The sequence below is a fragment of the Sphingomonas cavernae genome, assembly GCF_003590775.1.
In the GTDB taxonomy this organism is placed as follows: Bacteria; Pseudomonadota; Alphaproteobacteria; order Sphingomonadales; family Sphingomonadaceae; genus Sphingobium_A; species Sphingobium_A cavernae.
This window is the reverse complement of sequence record NZ_QYUM01000004.1, coordinates 933,305-949,512: the sequence shown is the minus strand read 5'-3', so window position 1 is coordinate 949,512 and position 16,208 is coordinate 933,305. Positions and strand designations below refer to the sequence as shown.

Genomic DNA, 16,208 nt, shown 5'->3' with positions numbered 1-16,208 from the left:
GTGTCTCGATACGGTCTCTCGACTTCGCTCGATCCCTACTCGACACAAACGGAGAATGTTTCGGGAAATGGGTCATTGTGATAGCCTCTTGTCAAAACCGATCGGGCACATGGATTTCCAGGTGTCGTAGAATTGCGGGGGCAGATTCTTGAAGGGTGAGGCCAGTTTCACGGCCTTGATCGCGCGTTCCTGATGCAACTGAACCAGCCCCCGGTTGGAAGCGGTGATCCCCGTGGTTCCCTGTGTTTCGATATTGGTCACCGCGCCACTGCGCGAGACCGTAAGACAGAGCTTCGTCTGCAACTTTTCCGCATCGGCGCCCGTGGGCGCGGTCCAGTGCGGCTTCAACTGGCGCAGCACCTCGGCGGCGAGTGCCGACTGCACCGCCGGCCCCGCCTTTTGCGCAGGCGTGCCCGTGGCGCGGCTCTGCGTGGGGGCGTCGGTCAGTCCGGCCAGCATGTCGCGGCTGAGGCGGCTCTTGCGCTGCGGCTCGGCCGTCGTCTGCGGTTTGGAGGGTGCCTTGGGCGCGGGTTTCGCTGCCGCCTTTTCCGGCCTGGGCTTTTCCGCCGGCTTCTTCTCGGCGGGCCTGGGCGCGGGCGCGGGCTTCACCTCAGCACGCTTGAGCGGCTCGGGTTGGGGTGGCGCGGGCTGGACCTCCGGCTCGGGCATGTCGAGCGGCGCGGGCTCGGGCGAGAGCGCGGTTGCCGGCTCGCTGATCGGATCGGGCGCGGTGCTTTCCAGCGCAACCTCGTCAGTCAGCGTCACCTCGATCGGTTTCTGCTTGAGATTGGCGGGATTGGGCGTGGCGAGAAAGCCGACCGACAACAGGCCGAACAGCACGGCATGGCCGGCAATGGCTATCCCAAGTCCCGCCTTCTCGACGCGGTCCATCATCAGCCGGCCTGCTCCGCGCCGGTGGTGACGAGCGAGACCTTGTTGAGGCCGGCGCGATTGAGTTCGCCCATCACGCGCATCACGCGGCCATAATCGAGCCCGCGATCGGCGCGCAGGAACACTTGCGGCTCCTCGCCGCCCTGGGGCGGGCGCTTCGATTCGAGGATGGTGGGAAGCTCGGCCTCCATCACTTCCTGCTCATCGACGAAGACGCGGCCTTCATTGTCGAGCGAGATCTGGATGGGCTTCTTGTCAGGCTCGAGCGCGCCCGCGCGGCTGTCGGGCAGGTTCACGGGCACGCCAGTGACGAGCAATGGCGCGGTGACCATGAAGATGATGAGCAGCACGAGCATCACGTCGACCAGCGGCGTGACGTTGATCTCGGCCATCGGCGCGCGCCGGCCCTTGCCGCGCTGGGAAGGAAGCGGACCCATCGCCATCAGAAACCCCGTACCCCGGCGAAGGCCGGGGTCCAGAAGTGGCAAGTCTCAATGTGTGGGATCCCTGGACCCCGGCCTTCGCCGGGGTACATGGTGCGCGTTCCACCCATCATCCCGCCATCTCCAGCTCACGGCTGAGCGTGGTGTGGAAACCGTCCGCAAAACGGTTGAGCCGCGCTTCCAGCCGGTTGATGCCGTGGCTGAACCGGTTGAATGCGATCACTGCGGGGATCGCGGCGAACAGGCCGATCGCGGTCGCGAACAGCGCTTCGGCAATGCCGGGTGCTACGACCGCGAGGCTCGAATTCTGCTCGGCGGCAATCGCGGTGAAGCTGCGCATGATGCCCCAGACCGTGCCGAACAGCCCGACAAAGGGCGCGACCGCGCCGACGGTGGCGAGGATATTGAGCCGGTCCGAGAGCTCATCGATCTGATGCGCGACCGCGCTGCCCATCGCGGTGGCAAGGCGCGCGCGCGTGCCGTCGCGGTCGATCGAGTTGCCGCCCGTCGAGCGGCGCCATTCGGTGAGGCCAGCGTCAAACACCTTCGCGCTCGGCAGCTCCGACTTGACGTGCGCGTTGTGGAAGCGATCGATATCGTCGGTTTTCCAGAAGTCGCGCTCGAAGCGGTCCGAGCCCTTGCTCAGGCGCTTTAGCTTGGCCCAGAAGCCGATGATGATCGCCCAGGTCCAGATGCTCGCGAGCAGCAGCCCGAGCATCACGCCCTTAACCACCCAGTCGGCCTGCATGAACAGCGCCACCGGGGACAGGGTGGCGGCATCCATATTCAACATGATCGATTCCATCGCGGTATCAATGTCCCTTCATATCAGCCGCTTGAACGCATCGACCCAGGTTTGCGGCTGTCGCCTGGGCTTCCCTTGCGGAGAGAGGAAGGCGGCGACGACGTCCGCTTCGGCCAATATCTCATCCCCGCGCATGACTCTCTGATGAATGCGGCACGAAGCCGCACGAACTTCCTTCACCGTGCTTGCCACCAAAAGGTCGTCGTCCAGCTTCGCCGGGCGGCGATATTTGATCGCGAGTTCGGTGACCGCATAAACGCCCAGACCCGAATCCAGTGCCATGCGCTGATCGATGCCCGCCTCGCGCAACATGTCCGAGCGCGCGCGCTCCATGAATTTCAGATAGTTGGCGTGATAGACGATCTGCCCGGTGTCGGTGTCCTCGAAATAGACGCGCAGCGCGAAACGATGCTCGCGGCCGTTGAAATAGCCTGAATAGGGCTTGTTGCGTTCCTCACCTGACATTCCGAACGGCTCTAGCGGCTCGATTCGTCGCGGGCAAAGCCATTTCGGCCTGTCAGGCGAACGTCTGGACGGTGAAACAGCCCTCCCCCTTGATGGGGGAGGGTTGGGTGGGGGTGATGCCTGACGTAGAGTTCGACGTCGAACATCACCCTCATCCAGCTCCGACTAGCCGGCAAAGCCGGCAAGTCTCCGCATCCTTCCCCCATCAAGGGGGAAGGACGAACTACCCGTCGAACAGGCTCTCCTGTCCCGCCTCGGGGGGCGGGTTGAGGCCGAGATGCTTCCAGCCGCGCCCGTTGAGCATCCGCCCGCGCGCCGTCCGCGCGATCAGGCCGAGCTGGATCAGATAGGGCTCGATCACTTCCTCGATCGTATCGCGCGGCTCGCTGAGGCCCGCCGCGAGCGTTTCGACGCCGACGGGACCGCCGCGATAGATGTCGGCGATCATGGTGAGGTAACGCCGGTCCATCGCGTCGAGGCCGAGCTTGTCAACCTCGAGCCGATTGAGCGCCGCATCGGCGGCCTTGGCATCGACCGTCTCGACCCCCGCGACATTGGCGAAATCGCGCACGCGGCGCAGCAGGCGGCCCGCGATGCGTGGCGTGCCGCGCGCGCGCGTCGCCACCTCGCGCGCGCCATCGGGCGCGATGCCGAGGTCGAGCAGATGCGCGGCGCGGCGTACGACGCTTTCGAGTTCGTCGACGGTGTAGAAGTTCAATCGCACGGGGATGCCGAAGCGGTCGCGCAAGGGGGTGGTGAGCAGCCCCTGCCGCGTCGTCGCGCCGACGAGCGTGAAGCGCGGGAGGTCGATCCGTACCGAGCGCGCCGAAGGGCCCTCGCCGATCATCAGGTCGAGCGCGCGATCCTCCATCGCGGGATAGAGCACTTCCTCGACCGCGGGATTGAGCCGGTGGATCTCGTCGATGAAGAGGACGTCGCCATCCTCCAGATTGGTGAGCAGCGCGGCGAGATCGCCCGACTTGGCGATGACGGGGCCGGAGGTGGAGCGGAAACCCACGCCCATCTCGCGCGCGATGATCTGCGCGAGCGTGGTCTTGCCGAGCCCCGGCGGGCCGAAGAACAGTACATGGTCGAGCGCATCGCCGCGCGACCGGGCGGCCTCGATGAACACGCGCAGATTCTCGCGCGCCGCCTTCTGCCCGACGAACTCCTCGAGCGACTTGGGGCGCAGCGCCGCGTCGACATCCTCGGCGCGGCGGGCAGGAGTGATGATGCGGTCGGCGTCGGTCATTTCGCCGCCTTCTTGAGCGCGAGACGCACCAGCGCGTCGAGGTTCGCGCCTTCGCCCAGCTCGTCCTCGGCCGCGGCGACCGCGGTCGACGCCTCATTGGGCTTGAAGCCGAGATTGACGAGCGCCGAGACCGCGTCGGCGGCGTTGCTGCCCGCGGGGATCGGCGCGGCCACGCCGCCGGGGCCGAGTGCGATGCCGCCCGTCTTGTCCTTGAGTTCGTTGACGATGCGCTGCGCGAGCTTGGGGCCGACGCCATTCGCACGCGCGACCATCGCCTTGTCTCCACTCGCGATCGACCGGTGCAGTTCGTTGGAATCGAGCGCGGAGAGGATCGCGAGCGCGACGCGGCTGCCGACGCCCTGTACGCTGGTCAGCAAGCGGAACCAGTCGCGCTCGGCGGCGGTCGCGAAGCCCATCAGCCGGATCGAATCCTCGGACACGAGCATTTCGGTATGGATCGTGACCGCCCCACCGGTGAGGCCGATTGCGGCCAATGTGCGTGACGAGGCGCCGACCAGATAGCCGACACCGCCAACGTCGATCACCGCATGGTCCATGCCGGTGCTGACGAGTTCCCCCCTGAGGCGCGCGATCATGCGATGTTCCTAGACCTTGATCGCGTCAGGCTCAATGAGCCTGATGCGTGAATCAAGGTCTCGACTTGATGAACGGGCATGATTCACGCTTTCGCTGGAAGCGCGCAGCGCTTCCGGCTCAAACGATCATGCCCGGCTGTTCCCTGTGAAAAGGGAATCGGGAAACGTCAGGCGGGTCCGGTTCGCTCCGCGGCATGGATTTCCGCGCGTGCCAGCAGCAGCGCGAGATCCTCGCGCGCGACGTCGAAGGTTTCGCCGAGATCGTCCAGCGCCTTGTCGATATCCTCGAGCGTGACCCTGACCGGCGGAGTGGGAGCCACATCCTTCCACATCACGGGTACGGCGCGGTGGGGATAGGAATGTCCCGAATAGCGATGGAAAAACCAGCCGATCAGCACCAGCAGCGCCGAATTCACCGCCACCGTCAGCCCGAAGGCGGTGCATTGGGCTGCCGTCTGCATGGGGCCGGCCAGGACGGCGCTCAACGCCACGGCGCCACCGGGAGGGTGAAGGCAGCGCAGCAGCGACATGACCAGAATCGCCGCGGATACCGCGATGGCCGCACCACCGATCGGATCGGGCACGATCTGCAAGACGGCGAGGCCGACGCCCATCGAGAGGGTGTTGCCGCCAATGACCGACCAGGGCTGGGCCAGCGGGCTGGAGGGCACGGCGAACAGCAGCACCGCCGAGGCACCGATCGGCGCCGCGTAGATCGGCGCGGCGAAGGGGGCGAATTCGGCATAGGTGACGCCGACCAGCGCAATGCCGATCAGCGCGCCAAGGCAGGCGATGAAGCGGTCGCGCAGATTGGCGCCCGCCAGAAGCGGCGCAAACAGCCGGATCGAAAAGTCCCTCATCGGAAAATAGCGGCAGACTCGTAAGCGAATGATCGACACGCCGCTGGGACGCGCAGGCTGCCCGCTAGCGCCTTCACGTCGCCGGCGCCAAGTCAGAAACACTAACAGCCGGGCAACCTAATCTGTGATCCTTCACTGTCATGCTGAACTTGATTCAGCATCCATGAACGCCATAGCGGCAGGATTTGCCCGTCCGTGTTCATGGACCCTGAAACAAGTTCAGGGTGACGAACGGGGCGTCAGCGCAGTCGATGCGCGCTCGCCATGTGGTGCGCGTGCGTGATCGCGACCGCAAGCGCATCAGCGGCGTCGGCCCCCGCGATCTTTGCGCCGGGCAACAGGCGCGCGACCATGGCGTGGACTTGGCGCTTCTCGGCCTTGCCGACGCCCACCACCGCTTTCTTGACGAGGCTGGGCGAATATTCGCCGACCGATATCCCGCTGCGTGCTGCTGCGAGCAGGCAGACGCCGCGCGCCTGGCCGAGCTTCAGCGTCGACTGCGGATTGACGTTGACGAACACCTCCTCGACCGCCGCGCCGTCGGGACGGTGTTCGAGGATGATGTCGGTGAGAGCCGCGTCGAGCGCCACCAGCCGTTCGCCGAGCGGCGCGGCGCTGTCGGTCTTCACCTGGCCATTGGCGACGTGGCTCAGGCGATTGCCGACCGATGTGATGAGGCCCCAGCCGGTGGTGCCGAGCCCGGGATCGAGCCCGAGGATGATCATCGAAGCCTCTCCCCTTCAGGAGCGTCGCGACCGGATCGTCCCCCAGACGATCCGCAGCGCGACGCTGGGTTGGGGTGGGGAAATCTGGGAGGCAAAGATTGCGCTTTCAGAAGAATTGCTTCCAAGACACCCTCGATGTTGCGCCCGACTTCTCCGTTCGTGAAGCGAAGGACATGAAAGCCGCGCTGTCGCAAATGGCTATCCCGCTTGTTGTCGGCAACGGGATCGTGCGTATCGCCATCGACCTCGACGACAAGTCCGACGGACGGGCAGAAGAAATCGCAGATATAGGAACCGATCACCGACTGACGCCGAAACTTGAAGCCACCGAGTTGCGAGTTCGAAAGGCGCCGCCATAGCAGCTTCTCGAACTCGGTCGGTTCGTTGCGCATCTGGCGGGCGCGGGTGCCAAGTTTCGCGTCAGTTCGCCACATGACTCCCCCACCCCAACCCCTCCCCTGAAGGGGAGGGGCTTATTGTTTCAACCCAATTTCTCCATGACTTCGTCGGAGACTTCGTAATTGCCCCAGACGGTCTGGACGTCGTCGTCGTCCTCGAGCGTGTCGATCAGCTTGAGCAGGCTGGCGGCATCGTCCTCGGCGACGTCGACCTTTGTTTGCGGGCGCCAGGCGAGCTTTGCGCCCTCCGCGGGGCCGAGCACCGCCTCGAGCGCCTTCGCGACCTCGTGGAGCGAATCGAGCGCGGTCCAGATCTCATGGCCCTCGTCGAAGGTCACGTCTTCGGCGCCCGCCTCGAGCGCGGCCTCGAACACCTTGTCGTGATCACCGACGCTTGTCGGATATTCGATCAGCCCCATGCGGTCGAAGCCGTGGCTGACCGCGCCCGAAGCACCGAGATTGCCGCCATTTTTCGAGAAGGCGGTGCGGACGTTGGTCGCGGTGCGGTTGCGGTTGTCCGACAGCGCTTCGACGATCAGCGCGACGCCGCCCGGGCCGAAGCCCTCATAGCGGATCTCTTCGTAATTCTCGACGTCGTTGCCGCTCGCCTTGTCGATCGCGCGCTGGATATTGTCCTTGGGCATCGACTGCGCCTTGGCGGCGTTGACCGCGAGGCGCAGGCGCGGGTTCATGTCCGGATCGGGCATGCCCGACTTGGCCGCGACCGTGATCTCGCGCGAGAGCTTGGAGAACATCGCCGAACGTTTTTTGTCCTGCGCGCCCTTGCGGTGCATGATGTTCTTGAACTTGCTATGGCCTGCCATAAGCCTCTTGATTCCTGCTGGTTTCTTCTTGCGTCAAATGCGGACGGCGGTCCCCGAGACAGTGACCATGAGCATCGAGCCTTCCTTGCCGATGACCTCATAATCGATGTCGATCCCGATCACCGCGTTCGCGCCCTTGGCGCTCGCCTCGGCTTCGAGTTCGGCGAAAGCCTCCTTGCGCGCGTCACGCAGCGTGCTTTCATAGGCACCCGCGCGACCGCCGACAATGTCACGGATACCCGCGAAGAGATCCTTGAAGATATTCGCACCGACGATCACCTCGCCGGTCACGATGCCGAGATACTGGTGGACGGGCTTGCCCTCCACCGCAGCGGTCGTCGTCAGGATCATCGCGGGTCTCCCTCCCTGTTATTCGAGGCCGAGCGCGGCCTTGTAGGTTTCGAGCAGCGCTTCGGCTTCGGCGCGGTGATGCGCTTCCATCCGGCGCAGGCGGACGATGGTGCGCATCGTCTTCACGTCATAGCCGTTGGACTTCGCCTCGTTGTAGACATCCTTGATGTCGTCGGCGATGCCCTTCTTTTCTTCCTCAAGCCGTTCGATACGCTCGATGAACAGCCGCAACTGATCGGCGGCGACGTTGTCGCTCATAGTGGTGATTCTCCCCAAAGGTGTGGACGGTGCTGTTAGGCGAGCACGGCGCGCGGCTCAAGCGTTGCGCTGAATGCTTTCCTGCATCCGGGCGATCTGCTCGGGCGTCGCCTCGCCCTGATGCTTGGCCTTCCACTCGGCATAGGGCATGCCGTAGACCGCCTCGCGTCCGGCCCCTTTGTCGAACGCGCCGTCGCTCGCCTCGGCCAGCCAGTCGCCCAGACAGTTGCGGCAAAAGCCTGCAAGCCCCATCAGGTCGACATTCTGCGCGTCGGTGCGATGTTGCAGGTGGTGAACAAGCCTGCGAAACGCCTCGGCCGCTACGGCATCGTCGACGGTTTCTATGTCCAACGTTGTCACTCCAGAGTTGATCTGTCCTGAATAGCGGGTAAGTCGATAGCCGCCAATCCGCACCGGAGCCAATGTGACCGCCCCTTTCTCCCCCCGCAACCGCAAGGTCCGTGTCCTCGCGACGCTCGGTCCCGCCAGCAACACCCCCGAGATGATCCGCAAGCTCTATGTGGCGGGGGCGGACGCCTTCCGAATCAACATGAGCCATGGCAGCCATGAGGGGCATGCCAGGGTGATCGCGGCGATCCGCGAGCTCGAAAAGGAACTCGGCCGCGCGATGACGATCCTCGTCGATCTGCAGGGCCCCAAGCTCCGCGTCGGCAGGTTCGCGGGCGGATCGGTGATGCTTGAGACGGGCAAGCCCTTCTTGCTCGACCGCGACAAGGCGCCGGGCGACGAAAATCGCGTGAACCTGCCGCACCCCGAGATCTTCGAGGCGCTCGAGCCCGGCACGCGGCTGCTGCTCGATGACGGCAAGCTTTGCCTGCGCGTGCAGAGCGTGGCGAAGGACCGAATCGAGACACTGGTCGAAACCGGCGGCAAGCTTTCGGATAACAAGGGGCTCAACGTCCCCGACGTGATCGTGCCGATGGCCGCGCTCACCGAAAAGGACCGCAAGGATCTGAGCTTCGCCCTCGAACAGGGTGCCGACTGGATCGCACTCTCCTTTGTCCAGCGCGCCGAGGATGTGGCCGAGGCGCGTCGGCTGATCGGGGGCAAGGCCGCGCTGCTCGCCAAGATCGAGAAGCCGTCGGCGATTGAGCGGCTCGACGGCATTCTCGAGCTTGCCGATGCGGTGATGGTCGCGCGCGGCGATCTGGGGGTCGAGCTGCCGCCCGAGGCGGTTCCCCCCTTGCAAAAGCGCATCGTCGAGAGCGCGCGCCGGCTGGGCCGGCCCGTGGTGGTGGCGACGCAGATGCTCGAATCGATGATCACCGCGCCGACGCCGACGCGCGCCGAGGTCTCCGACGTCGCCAACGCGATCTATGACGGTGCGGACGCGGTGATGCTCTCGGCCGAATCGGCGGCGGGCGCGTGGCCCGTCGAATCGGTCGCGATGATGAACAAGATCGCGACCGCGGTGGAGAGCGATCCCGGCTATGCCGAGCGCATCCATTTCACCGAGACGCTGCCCGACCCGACGACTGCCGATGCGCTGGCGGAGGCATCGGGCAACATCGCGGCGACTGTGTCTGCCGCAGCGATCATCTGCTTTACCATGTCGGGCTCGACCGCGCGCCGCGTCGCGCGCGAGCGCCCCTCGGTGCCGCTAATGACGCTGACCCCCCAGCTTTCGACCGCGCGGCGGCTGGGGCTGCTCTGGGGCGTGCATGCGGTGCACACCAGGGATGTCGGCTCGTTCGAGGAAATGGTCGCGAAGGCCAAGCGCATCGCGCTGCGTCATGGCATGGCCAAGGCGGGCGACCGTGTGATCCTGATGGCGGGCGTCCCCTTCGGAACGCCGGGGTCGACCAACGTGCTCCACGTTGTCCGGCTGAGCGGCGACGAGTTGAAAGGGCATCGTTGAACGGGGTGGCGTGCGTGATGCGTTATTGCGCGGCCGCTTGTATCTTGGCTCTGGCTGCGGCGCGACGTTCGCGTTCCTCGGCGATCAGCTTGTACGCGATGTAATATTTGTAGATATTGCCGACATAAGTGACCGTTTCGCGGCCGATCCGCTCGGAGGCGATGCGCTCGACATTGCCGAACCAGACATTGGGATCGAGCCCGCGCTGCGCGGCTTCGTTGCGCAGCTTCTGGATACGGCCAGGCCCGGCATTATAGGACGCGAAGGTGAAGAGCCCCTTGTTGATCGGGGTCATCGGTTGCCCCTCATAATAGCGGTCGCGCATGAAGCGCATATATTTGACGCCGGCGTGGATATTGGGTTCGAGCTGCCGGATGTCGCCGACACCCTGTTCCTTGCCCGTCGCGGGCATCAGTTGCATCACGCCGATCGCGCCGACATGGCTCGAGGCGCCCTGATCGAGCCTTGATTCCTGATAGCCCTGCGCGGCCATCAACAGATAGTCGAACTGATACTGGCCGCCATATTTGCGGAACAGTTCGGCCATTTCGAGAAACTTCCGGCGCTCTGTGTCCGATGCGGCGTTCTTCAAATAATCGGTGCTCTGGAGGTAGCGTTTGGCAAGGACCGCGCCGATCGCGGATTTCATGCCATTTTTGGCGATGAACGCGTTCAACTCCGCCATGAGCTTCGGGGTGCCCTTGCGGACCGCGACCGCAAGGTTGCCGCCCTTGCGCAGCGTCAGCGCGTGATGGACGTTGAGGTTGGGGAATATCTGCTTCCAGTAGTCGGCGAGATAATTGTCGACGACGATGGCGGGGATGAGGCCCGCATTGACCATTTCGAGCAGATCGTCGTCCTCGAGATTCTCGGGCGCCTCGGCGATGTCGACCGGCGCCTTGCCACGCGCCTTGAGATCGCGGTTGAGCGCCTGCAGGCTGACATAATAACTTGAGCTTTTCCGCGCGAAGACCTTCTTGCCCGACAGACCATCGAGCGAAGCGATCTGCGGCGATCCGGGGCCCGTGACGACGATCTCGTCGACATTGGGACGCGTCGGATTGGTGAAATCGACCAGTTTGAGGCGTTCGGGGGTGATCGTGAGCTGCGCGATCACCATATCGAGCTTGCCCGTCCTCAGCCCCTCGATCAGCATGTCGCGCGGCATCGGCAGCGGGACGACGTGGATCCTGAGGTTCCCGGTGTTCAGGCTCTTGTTAAGCTGCTCCTCGAACAGCGTCAGATATTCGAAGGACAGGCCGCGCTGGACGCCCTTGTCGATGAAATAGAAGGTGCGGTTGAAGGGTACGCCCGCGCGAACGATGCGACGCTCGACCAGCCCGTCGAGATCGCCGGTGAAGGGCCTGTCGACCAGCGGGCGCAGTTCGTCGGGAAGCGCCATTTGATAGGCGGGCGGTGCAAGGGGCGCATCGTCCGGCTGCCTGCCGGCATCGGCCTGTTTCGCCGGCCGTTCAGCACCGGACTTTGTCTGCTCTTCCGAACCCGAGCAGCCTCCGCTGGTCGCCAGAATGATCAGGGCCAGTGCTTTCCACGCCGTCTTCATCTGCCGTGCTCCGCTTCAGAACAGACACGATAGAACGCCGGGAAAAATATCTCTGAAGCTTGTGCTTTCTGTCAATGATATGCGTCGTGCCGCGGGGGGCAGCGAGGCGCTGTCGCCCGCGTGGTTTCGGGGTCAGAGAAGTCCGAGCCGGGTCAGTTCGGCTTTCAGCGTTTCCGCATTCGCGAAATGGTGGCCGGTCATGCCGGCGTTGCGCGCGGCTTCGACATTGTCCTCGCGGTCGTCGACGAAGATTGCTGACTCGGGCGCGATGCCGAAGCGTGCGATCGCGAGATCGTAGATCGCGGGATCGGGTTTCACCAGCTTCTCATCGCCCGAAACGACGATGTCGCGAAAACGGTCGAAGATATGCGCTTCGGCCACGCGGAAGGGCTTCCAGAATTCGCCCGAAAAGTTGGTGATCGCGAACAGCGGTACGCGCCGGGCATCGAGCGCCTCGACGACGGACTGCATGCCTTCGACCATGCCGAGAATGCTTTCGCCGAACCTGTCGCCCCAGGCGAGAATCAGGTCGCGGTGCTGCGGGTGCTCCGCGATCAGTTCGGCGCTCGTCTCCGCAAAGGGACGGCCCGCATCGTGCTGGAGGTGCCACTCCATCGTGACCACTTCGTCCATGAACGCGTCAAGCGCCTGACCATCGGGGATCAGGCGCTCGTAAAGGGAGCGGGGCTCCCAACGGTAGAGGACGTTGCCGACGTCGAAGACGACGGCCTCGACCGCCATCTCGAATCAGCCCTGACGGGCTTTGAAGCGGCGGTTGGTCTTGTTGATGACGTAGGTACGGCCGCGACGACGGATCACGCGATTGTCCCGGTGACGGTCTTTGAGCGACTTCAGCGAATTGCGGATCTTCATGTCGAAACGCTTCCAGAATTTCTGTGTTGTACGAAAAATGAGGCGTCGCCCTATGGCCGGGGCGCGCCCGAGTCAAGCCCAGACCTTGATCGTTTCAGGCTTATTCAGCCTGAAACGTGAATCAAGGTCTCAACCATTTGAACAGAGCCTGATTCACGCTTTCGGTGGAAGCGCACAGCGCTTCCACCTCAAACGATCAGGCTCTAGCCGCGAATCTCGCTCAATTTGCGTTCCCATGCGAGCGCGTGCGTCACGATCTTTTCGAGATCGTCATGCTGGGGGCGCCACGGCAGGCGCGCAAGGATTGCGCGATTGTCCGAGATCAGGCTGTCGGGGTCGCCCGCGCGGCGGTCCTCGAGCCGGCGCTCGATCGTCATGTTGGTCACGCGGTCGACCGCGTTGAGCACCTCGAGCACCGAAAATCCCCGGCCATAGCCGCAGTTGAGGATGTGGCTGCTTTCCGGGGCCGCGATGAGCGCATCGAGCGCGTGGACGTGCGCCGCGGCAAGGTCGCTGACATGGATATAGTCGCGCACCCCCGTGCCGTCCGGTGTGTCATAGTCGGTGCCGAAAACCGAGACATGGCCTCGCTTGCCGAGCGCCGCCTCGACCGCGACCTTGATCAGGTGCGTTGCGCCCGCGGTCGACTGGCCCGAACGGCCCTGCGGGTCGGCACCCGCGACGTTGAAATAGCGCAGCGCGCAGAAGTTCATCGGATGCGCCTTCGCCACGTCGGCGAGCATCGCCTCGGTCATCAGCTTGGACATTCCGTAAGGGTTGATCGGGCGCGTCGGCAGATCCTCGCGGACCGGGCTCTCCTCGGGGATGCCATAGGTCGCGGCGGTCGAGGAGAAGATGAAGTGCTTCACCCCGCCGTTCACCGCGGCTGCCATCAGCGCACGGCTCTTCACCGTGTTGTTGTGATAATATTTGAGCGGATTCTCGACCGATTCGGGAACGATGATCGATCCTGCAAAGTGCATGATCGCGCCGATGCCGTGCTCCGCGATCAGCCGCCCGACGAGCGCCTGATCCTCGATGTCGCCTTCGACGAGCGCGGCGCGTTCGTCCACCGCCCAGCCAAACCCGGTGGAGAGATTGTCGATGACGACCACGGGCCAGCCCGCGTCGAGCAGCGCCAGCACCGCATGGCTGCCGATATAGCCCGCGCCGCCGGTCACCAGCACGGGGAATTTGTCGCTCATCCGATGCTCCCGATATTCCGTTGCTGGCCGCGCTATAGCCGAGCCTGCGCGGCTGGCGAGATGGCAATGGTACAGAAAGCTTTTTTGAGGCAGAAATCGCCGATCAGGCGTTATCTACGCGGGATGGCTGGAGAAAAGAGATGATGAAGGTCGCGGAGCAGCTTTTGAAGCCATTGCTCATCGGGTCGGCGTTTGCGCTGGCGGGCTGTGCTGCGAGCGTGCCGCCGGTGGAGGTGACACGCTTTCACCTGAACCAGCAGATCACGCCGGGCACGATCGCGATCGACACCTCCGCCCCCGGGGTGAAGAGCCTTGAATTCACGAACTACACCAATGCGGTCAACGCAGAACTGCAGCGGCTTGGCTTCACTCCCGCCGCAATCGGCGCGTCAGATTATATCGCGACGGTGGGTGTGATGCGCGACACGCGTCAGGCGCTTGCGCAGCGCTCGCCCGTCTCGGTAGGCGTCGGCGGCGGCACGGGCAGCTATGGCGGGGGTGTCGGCGTAGGCGTCGGCTTTTCCTTCGGGGGCAAGCCCAAGGATGTCGTCGTGTACGAGCTTCACGTCCAGATCAAGCGCCGCGCTGCGGGCGATGTGATCTGGGAGGGGCGCGCGCAGACCGAGGCCAAGGAAAATGCGCCGGCGGCACAGCCGGGCATCGCCGCGGGAAAATTGGCCGCCGCGCTGTTCAAGGACTTCCCCGGGCGCTCGGGTGAAACTATCAGCGTGCCATGACGATAAGCATCACGAGCGATTTCGACGGCGGAAATATCGAGGTTCTTGGGATTGAGGGGGACACGGCCGATCTGGCCATCCGCCACGATCACATGTCCGATTTCTACCAGTGGTTCTATTTCCGCGTCGCCGGTGCGGCGGGGCGCAGGCTGACGCTGCGCATCACCAACTGCGCCGGCTCGGCCTATCCGGGCGGCTGGCCCGATTATTCGGCGCGAGCGAGCGAGGATGGCGAGAACTGGCGGCAGGTGGAAACGCACTATGCCGATGGCGTGCTCAGCATCCATCCCGAGCCCAAGGGTGACGTCGTCGAACTCGCCTATTTCGCGCCCTATTCGAGCGAACGTCACGCGAGGCTGATCGAAACCTATGCAGTGAAGCCCGGCGTTTCGCGCAAACTGCTCGGCAAGTCACTCGACGGCCGTCCGATCGAGCGGCTGACCATGGGCGATGGGCCCAAGCAGGTCTGGCTTTATGCGCGTCAGCACCCCGGCGAGACGATGGCCGAATGGTGGATTGAGGGCGCGCTCGAGAAGCTGACCGATCCCGAGGACGCGATCGCGCAACTGCTGCGGAGCAAGGCAACGATTCATATCGTGCCCAATATGAATCCCGACGGCTCGGCGCGCGGGCATCTGCGGACCAATGCGGTGGGCATCAACCTCAACCGCGAATGGCACGCGCCGAGCGAAGACAAGAGTCCCGAGGTGCTCCACGTCCTCAAGGCGATGGACGAAACGGGCGTGGATTTCGCGATGGACGTGCATGGCGACGAGGCGATCCCCGCGGCGTTCCTCGCCGGGTTCGAGGGAATTCCCTCATGGAACGAGAAGCAGGGCGGGCTCTACACGAAGTTCCGCGACACGCTTGCGGCACGCACGGCCGACTTCCAGACACGGCTGGGCTATGTCGTCGCGGGCGAAGGTCGCGCCAATCTGTCAATGTCGACGCCGCAACTTGCCGAACGATTCGGCGCCGTGTCGATGACGCTGGAAATGCCTTTCAAGGATAATGCCGACGCGCCCGACGCGGAATTCGGCTGGTCACCCGCGCGAAGCAAGAAGCTCGCGAAAGATTGCCTCGACAATCTGGCGGATATGATCGAGGAGATCTGAACTGCGAACTTCCCCCCGGGGAGGGGTGTGGAGCGGGCGTGCCCGGATCTGCACGGGTGGGTGTGGTTGCCGTGAGGCAACAGGGCGAGGATGCCTGGCCAGGTTTCCAACACTCAAAGGAAATATGGGCTCGCTTCGCTTGCACCCACCCAACCAGGGCTTTCAGCGTTGGAGCCTGAATCAGGCTCTGTTCTAAGGTCTAGCCGAATATCTCGGCGAAGAAATTCTGCATCGCCTGCCATGACCGGCGATCGGCATCGGGTTGATGGAACAGCCCGCGCTCACGCATGTGAACGCTTGGGTCGGTAAAGGCGTGACCGGTATGCCCGTGCGCGTGAAGTTGCCAGTCCGCCCCCGCTTCGGTCAGTTCGGCAGCGAGAGCGACGACATCCTCGGGCGGGGCGAGCGGATCGTCCCAGCCATGCAGGACCAGAACCTTCGCGGTGATCGTCGCATTGGCCCAGGGCGGCCGCTTGTAGATGCCATGAAAGCTGGCGACGCCCGCGACATCAGCGCCCGCGCGCGCCAGATCGAGGCAGCAGCGCCCGCCGAAGCAGAAGCCGATGGCGCCGGTGCGCGTGGCGTCGACACCGGGCAGCGCCTTGAGCGTCGCATGCGCATGCAGAAGCCGGTCGCGCAGAAGCTCATGATCAGCGAGCAAGGCGTTCATGTGCTCCGCCGGATTGGCATCTTCGCGCGTGGCGCGTTTTCCCTGCCCATAGAGGTCGGCCGCGAGGGCGATATAGCCGAGCGAGGCCAGCATTTCGGCGCGCTGGTTGTCGAATTCCTTCTGCCCCAGCACATTGGGAAATATGAGGACGCCGGGCCGGGGCGTCGTTGCCGCGTCATCCCGGGCGACCACGCTTTCGAAGGTGCCGCCGGGCCCTTCATACACCATCGTTTGCCGCGTGATCGCCATGCCTGCCTCCTGTCCCGGGGTGACTTTTTCCGTCCCGGCTTTAAGAAG

General features: G+C 64.2%; 21 protein-coding genes. 3 read left to right on the top strand and 18 right to left on the bottom strand.

Translation table 11 applies throughout. The annotated features are described in order from the left end of the window. Positions 1-72: 72 nt before the first annotated feature. The 13 genes from D3876_RS19850 to D3876_RS19790 all read right to left on the bottom strand — a co-directional run bounded on the left by D3876_RS19850 (position 73) and on the right by D3876_RS19790 (position 8,219). Positions 73-894: a cell envelope biogenesis protein TolA gene (locus tag D3876_RS19850; RefSeq protein WP_338014356.1), complete on the bottom strand. Its 822-nt coding sequence runs from the start codon at positions 892-894 to the stop codon at positions 73-75. Beyond that, a complete protein-coding gene (tolR, locus tag D3876_RS19845; RefSeq protein ID WP_119765453.1) occupies positions 894-1,334 on the bottom strand; it encodes a protein TolR in 441 nt (146 codons plus the stop codon). Before tolR ends, D3876_RS19850 begins: the two co-directional genes overlap by 1 nt. 109 nt (positions 1,335-1,443) lie before the next feature. Next, positions 1,444-2,139, bottom strand: coding sequence for a protein TolQ (gene tolQ, locus D3876_RS19840; protein ID WP_119765452.1), 696 nt, complete (start codon positions 2,137-2,139; stop codon positions 1,444-1,446). A gap of 18 nt (positions 2,140-2,157) precedes the next feature. Further along, a complete protein-coding gene (locus D3876_RS19835) occupies positions 2,158-2,604 on the bottom strand; it encodes a YbgC/FadM family acyl-CoA thioesterase (RefSeq protein ID WP_119765450.1) in 447 nt (148 codons plus the stop codon). Positions 2,605-2,827: 223 nt separating this feature from the next. Then, on the bottom strand, positions 2,828-3,856 hold the full coding sequence (gene ruvB / locus D3876_RS19830) for a Holliday junction branch migration DNA helicase RuvB (RefSeq protein ID WP_119765448.1): 1,029 nt from the start codon (positions 3,854-3,856) through the stop codon (positions 2,828-2,830). Next, the gene (gene ruvA / locus D3876_RS19825; RefSeq protein WP_119765446.1) at positions 3,853-4,452 is read right to left on the bottom strand and encodes a Holliday junction branch migration protein RuvA; all 600 of its coding nucleotides are present in this window, start codon (positions 4,450-4,452) and stop codon (positions 3,853-3,855) included. Before ruvA ends, ruvB begins: the two co-directional genes overlap by 4 nt. Positions 4,453-4,619: 167 nt before the next feature. Then, positions 4,620-5,312: an HPP family protein gene (locus tag D3876_RS19820; RefSeq protein WP_238475460.1), complete on the bottom strand. Its 693-nt coding sequence runs from the start codon at positions 5,310-5,312 to the stop codon at positions 4,620-4,622. Positions 5,313-5,551: 239 nt separating this feature from the next. Next, entirely contained in the window at positions 5,552-6,037 is a 486-nt protein-coding gene (gene ruvC / locus D3876_RS19815) for a crossover junction endodeoxyribonuclease RuvC (RefSeq protein WP_119765444.1), read from the bottom strand. Then, complete coding sequence (locus tag D3876_RS19810) at positions 6,034-6,429, bottom strand: endonuclease domain-containing protein (protein WP_238475473.1); 396 nt, start codon at positions 6,427-6,429, stop codon at positions 6,034-6,036. Before D3876_RS19810 ends, ruvC begins: the two co-directional genes overlap by 4 nt. An 89-nt stretch (positions 6,430-6,518) precedes the next feature. Then, on the bottom strand, positions 6,519-7,259 hold the full coding sequence (locus D3876_RS19805; RefSeq protein ID WP_119765440.1) for a YebC/PmpR family DNA-binding transcriptional regulator: 741 nt from the start codon (positions 7,257-7,259) through the stop codon (positions 6,519-6,521). Positions 7,260-7,292: 33 nt separating this feature from the next. Then, complete coding sequence (locus tag D3876_RS19800) at positions 7,293-7,610, bottom strand: heavy metal-binding domain-containing protein (protein ID WP_119765438.1); 318 nt, start codon at positions 7,608-7,610, stop codon at positions 7,293-7,295. An 18-nt stretch (positions 7,611-7,628) separates the two neighbouring features. Continuing rightward, positions 7,629-7,868, bottom strand: coding sequence for a DUF2312 domain-containing protein (locus tag D3876_RS19795; protein WP_119765436.1), 240 nt, complete (start codon positions 7,866-7,868; stop codon positions 7,629-7,631). Positions 7,869-7,925: 57 nt separating this feature from the next. Next, entirely contained in the window at positions 7,926-8,219 is a 294-nt protein-coding gene (locus D3876_RS19790; protein ID WP_119765434.1) for a DUF1244 domain-containing protein, read from the bottom strand. Between the two features lie 73 nt (positions 8,220-8,292). Between D3876_RS19790 and pyk the strand changes: the two genes are divergently transcribed. After that, entirely contained in the window at positions 8,293-9,747 is a 1,455-nt protein-coding gene (gene pyk / locus D3876_RS19785) for a pyruvate kinase (protein ID WP_119765432.1), read from the top strand. A gap of 22 nt (positions 9,748-9,769) precedes the next feature. Here pyk and D3876_RS19780 read toward each other — a convergent pair whose 3' ends face one another. The 4 genes from D3876_RS19780 to galE all read right to left on the bottom strand — a co-directional run bounded on the left by D3876_RS19780 (position 9,770) and on the right by galE (position 13,389). Further along, positions 9,770-11,311: an MltF family protein gene (locus D3876_RS19780; RefSeq protein WP_119765430.1), complete on the bottom strand. Its 1,542-nt coding sequence runs from the start codon at positions 11,309-11,311 to the stop codon at positions 9,770-9,772. Positions 11,312-11,443: 132 nt separating this feature from the next. Next, a complete protein-coding gene (locus D3876_RS19775; protein WP_119765428.1) occupies positions 11,444-12,052 on the bottom strand; it encodes an HAD family hydrolase in 609 nt (202 codons plus the stop codon). A gap of 6 nt (positions 12,053-12,058) precedes the next feature. Then, positions 12,059-12,184: a type B 50S ribosomal protein L36 gene (gene ykgO / locus D3876_RS19770; protein WP_003046794.1), complete on the bottom strand. Its 126-nt coding sequence runs from the start codon at positions 12,182-12,184 to the stop codon at positions 12,059-12,061. A gap of 203 nt (positions 12,185-12,387) precedes the next feature. Continuing rightward, entirely contained in the window at positions 12,388-13,389 is a 1,002-nt protein-coding gene (gene galE / locus D3876_RS19765) for a UDP-glucose 4-epimerase GalE (RefSeq protein WP_119765426.1), read from the bottom strand. Positions 13,390-13,529: 140 nt separating this feature from the next. On the opposite strand from galE, the gene D3876_RS19760 reads away from it, so the two are divergent. Continuing rightward, positions 13,530-14,126 carry a DUF4136 domain-containing protein gene (locus D3876_RS19760; RefSeq protein WP_238475459.1) on the top strand — a complete coding sequence of 199 codons (597 nt, stop codon included), beginning with the start codon at positions 13,530-13,532 and terminating at the stop codon, positions 14,124-14,126. After that, positions 14,123-15,241, top strand: a complete 1,119-nt coding sequence (locus D3876_RS19755) for a M14 family metallopeptidase (protein WP_119765424.1) — start codon at positions 14,123-14,125, stop codon at positions 15,239-15,241. Before D3876_RS19760 ends, D3876_RS19755 begins: the two co-directional genes overlap by 4 nt. Positions 15,242-15,440: 199 nt before the next feature. Here D3876_RS19755 and D3876_RS19750 read toward each other — a convergent pair whose 3' ends face one another. Beyond that, positions 15,441-16,160 (bottom strand): dienelactone hydrolase family protein, encoded by a 720-nt coding sequence (locus D3876_RS19750; protein ID WP_119765767.1) that lies wholly within the window; start codon positions 16,158-16,160, stop codon positions 15,441-15,443. Between the last annotated feature and the right edge of the window lie 48 nt (positions 16,161-16,208).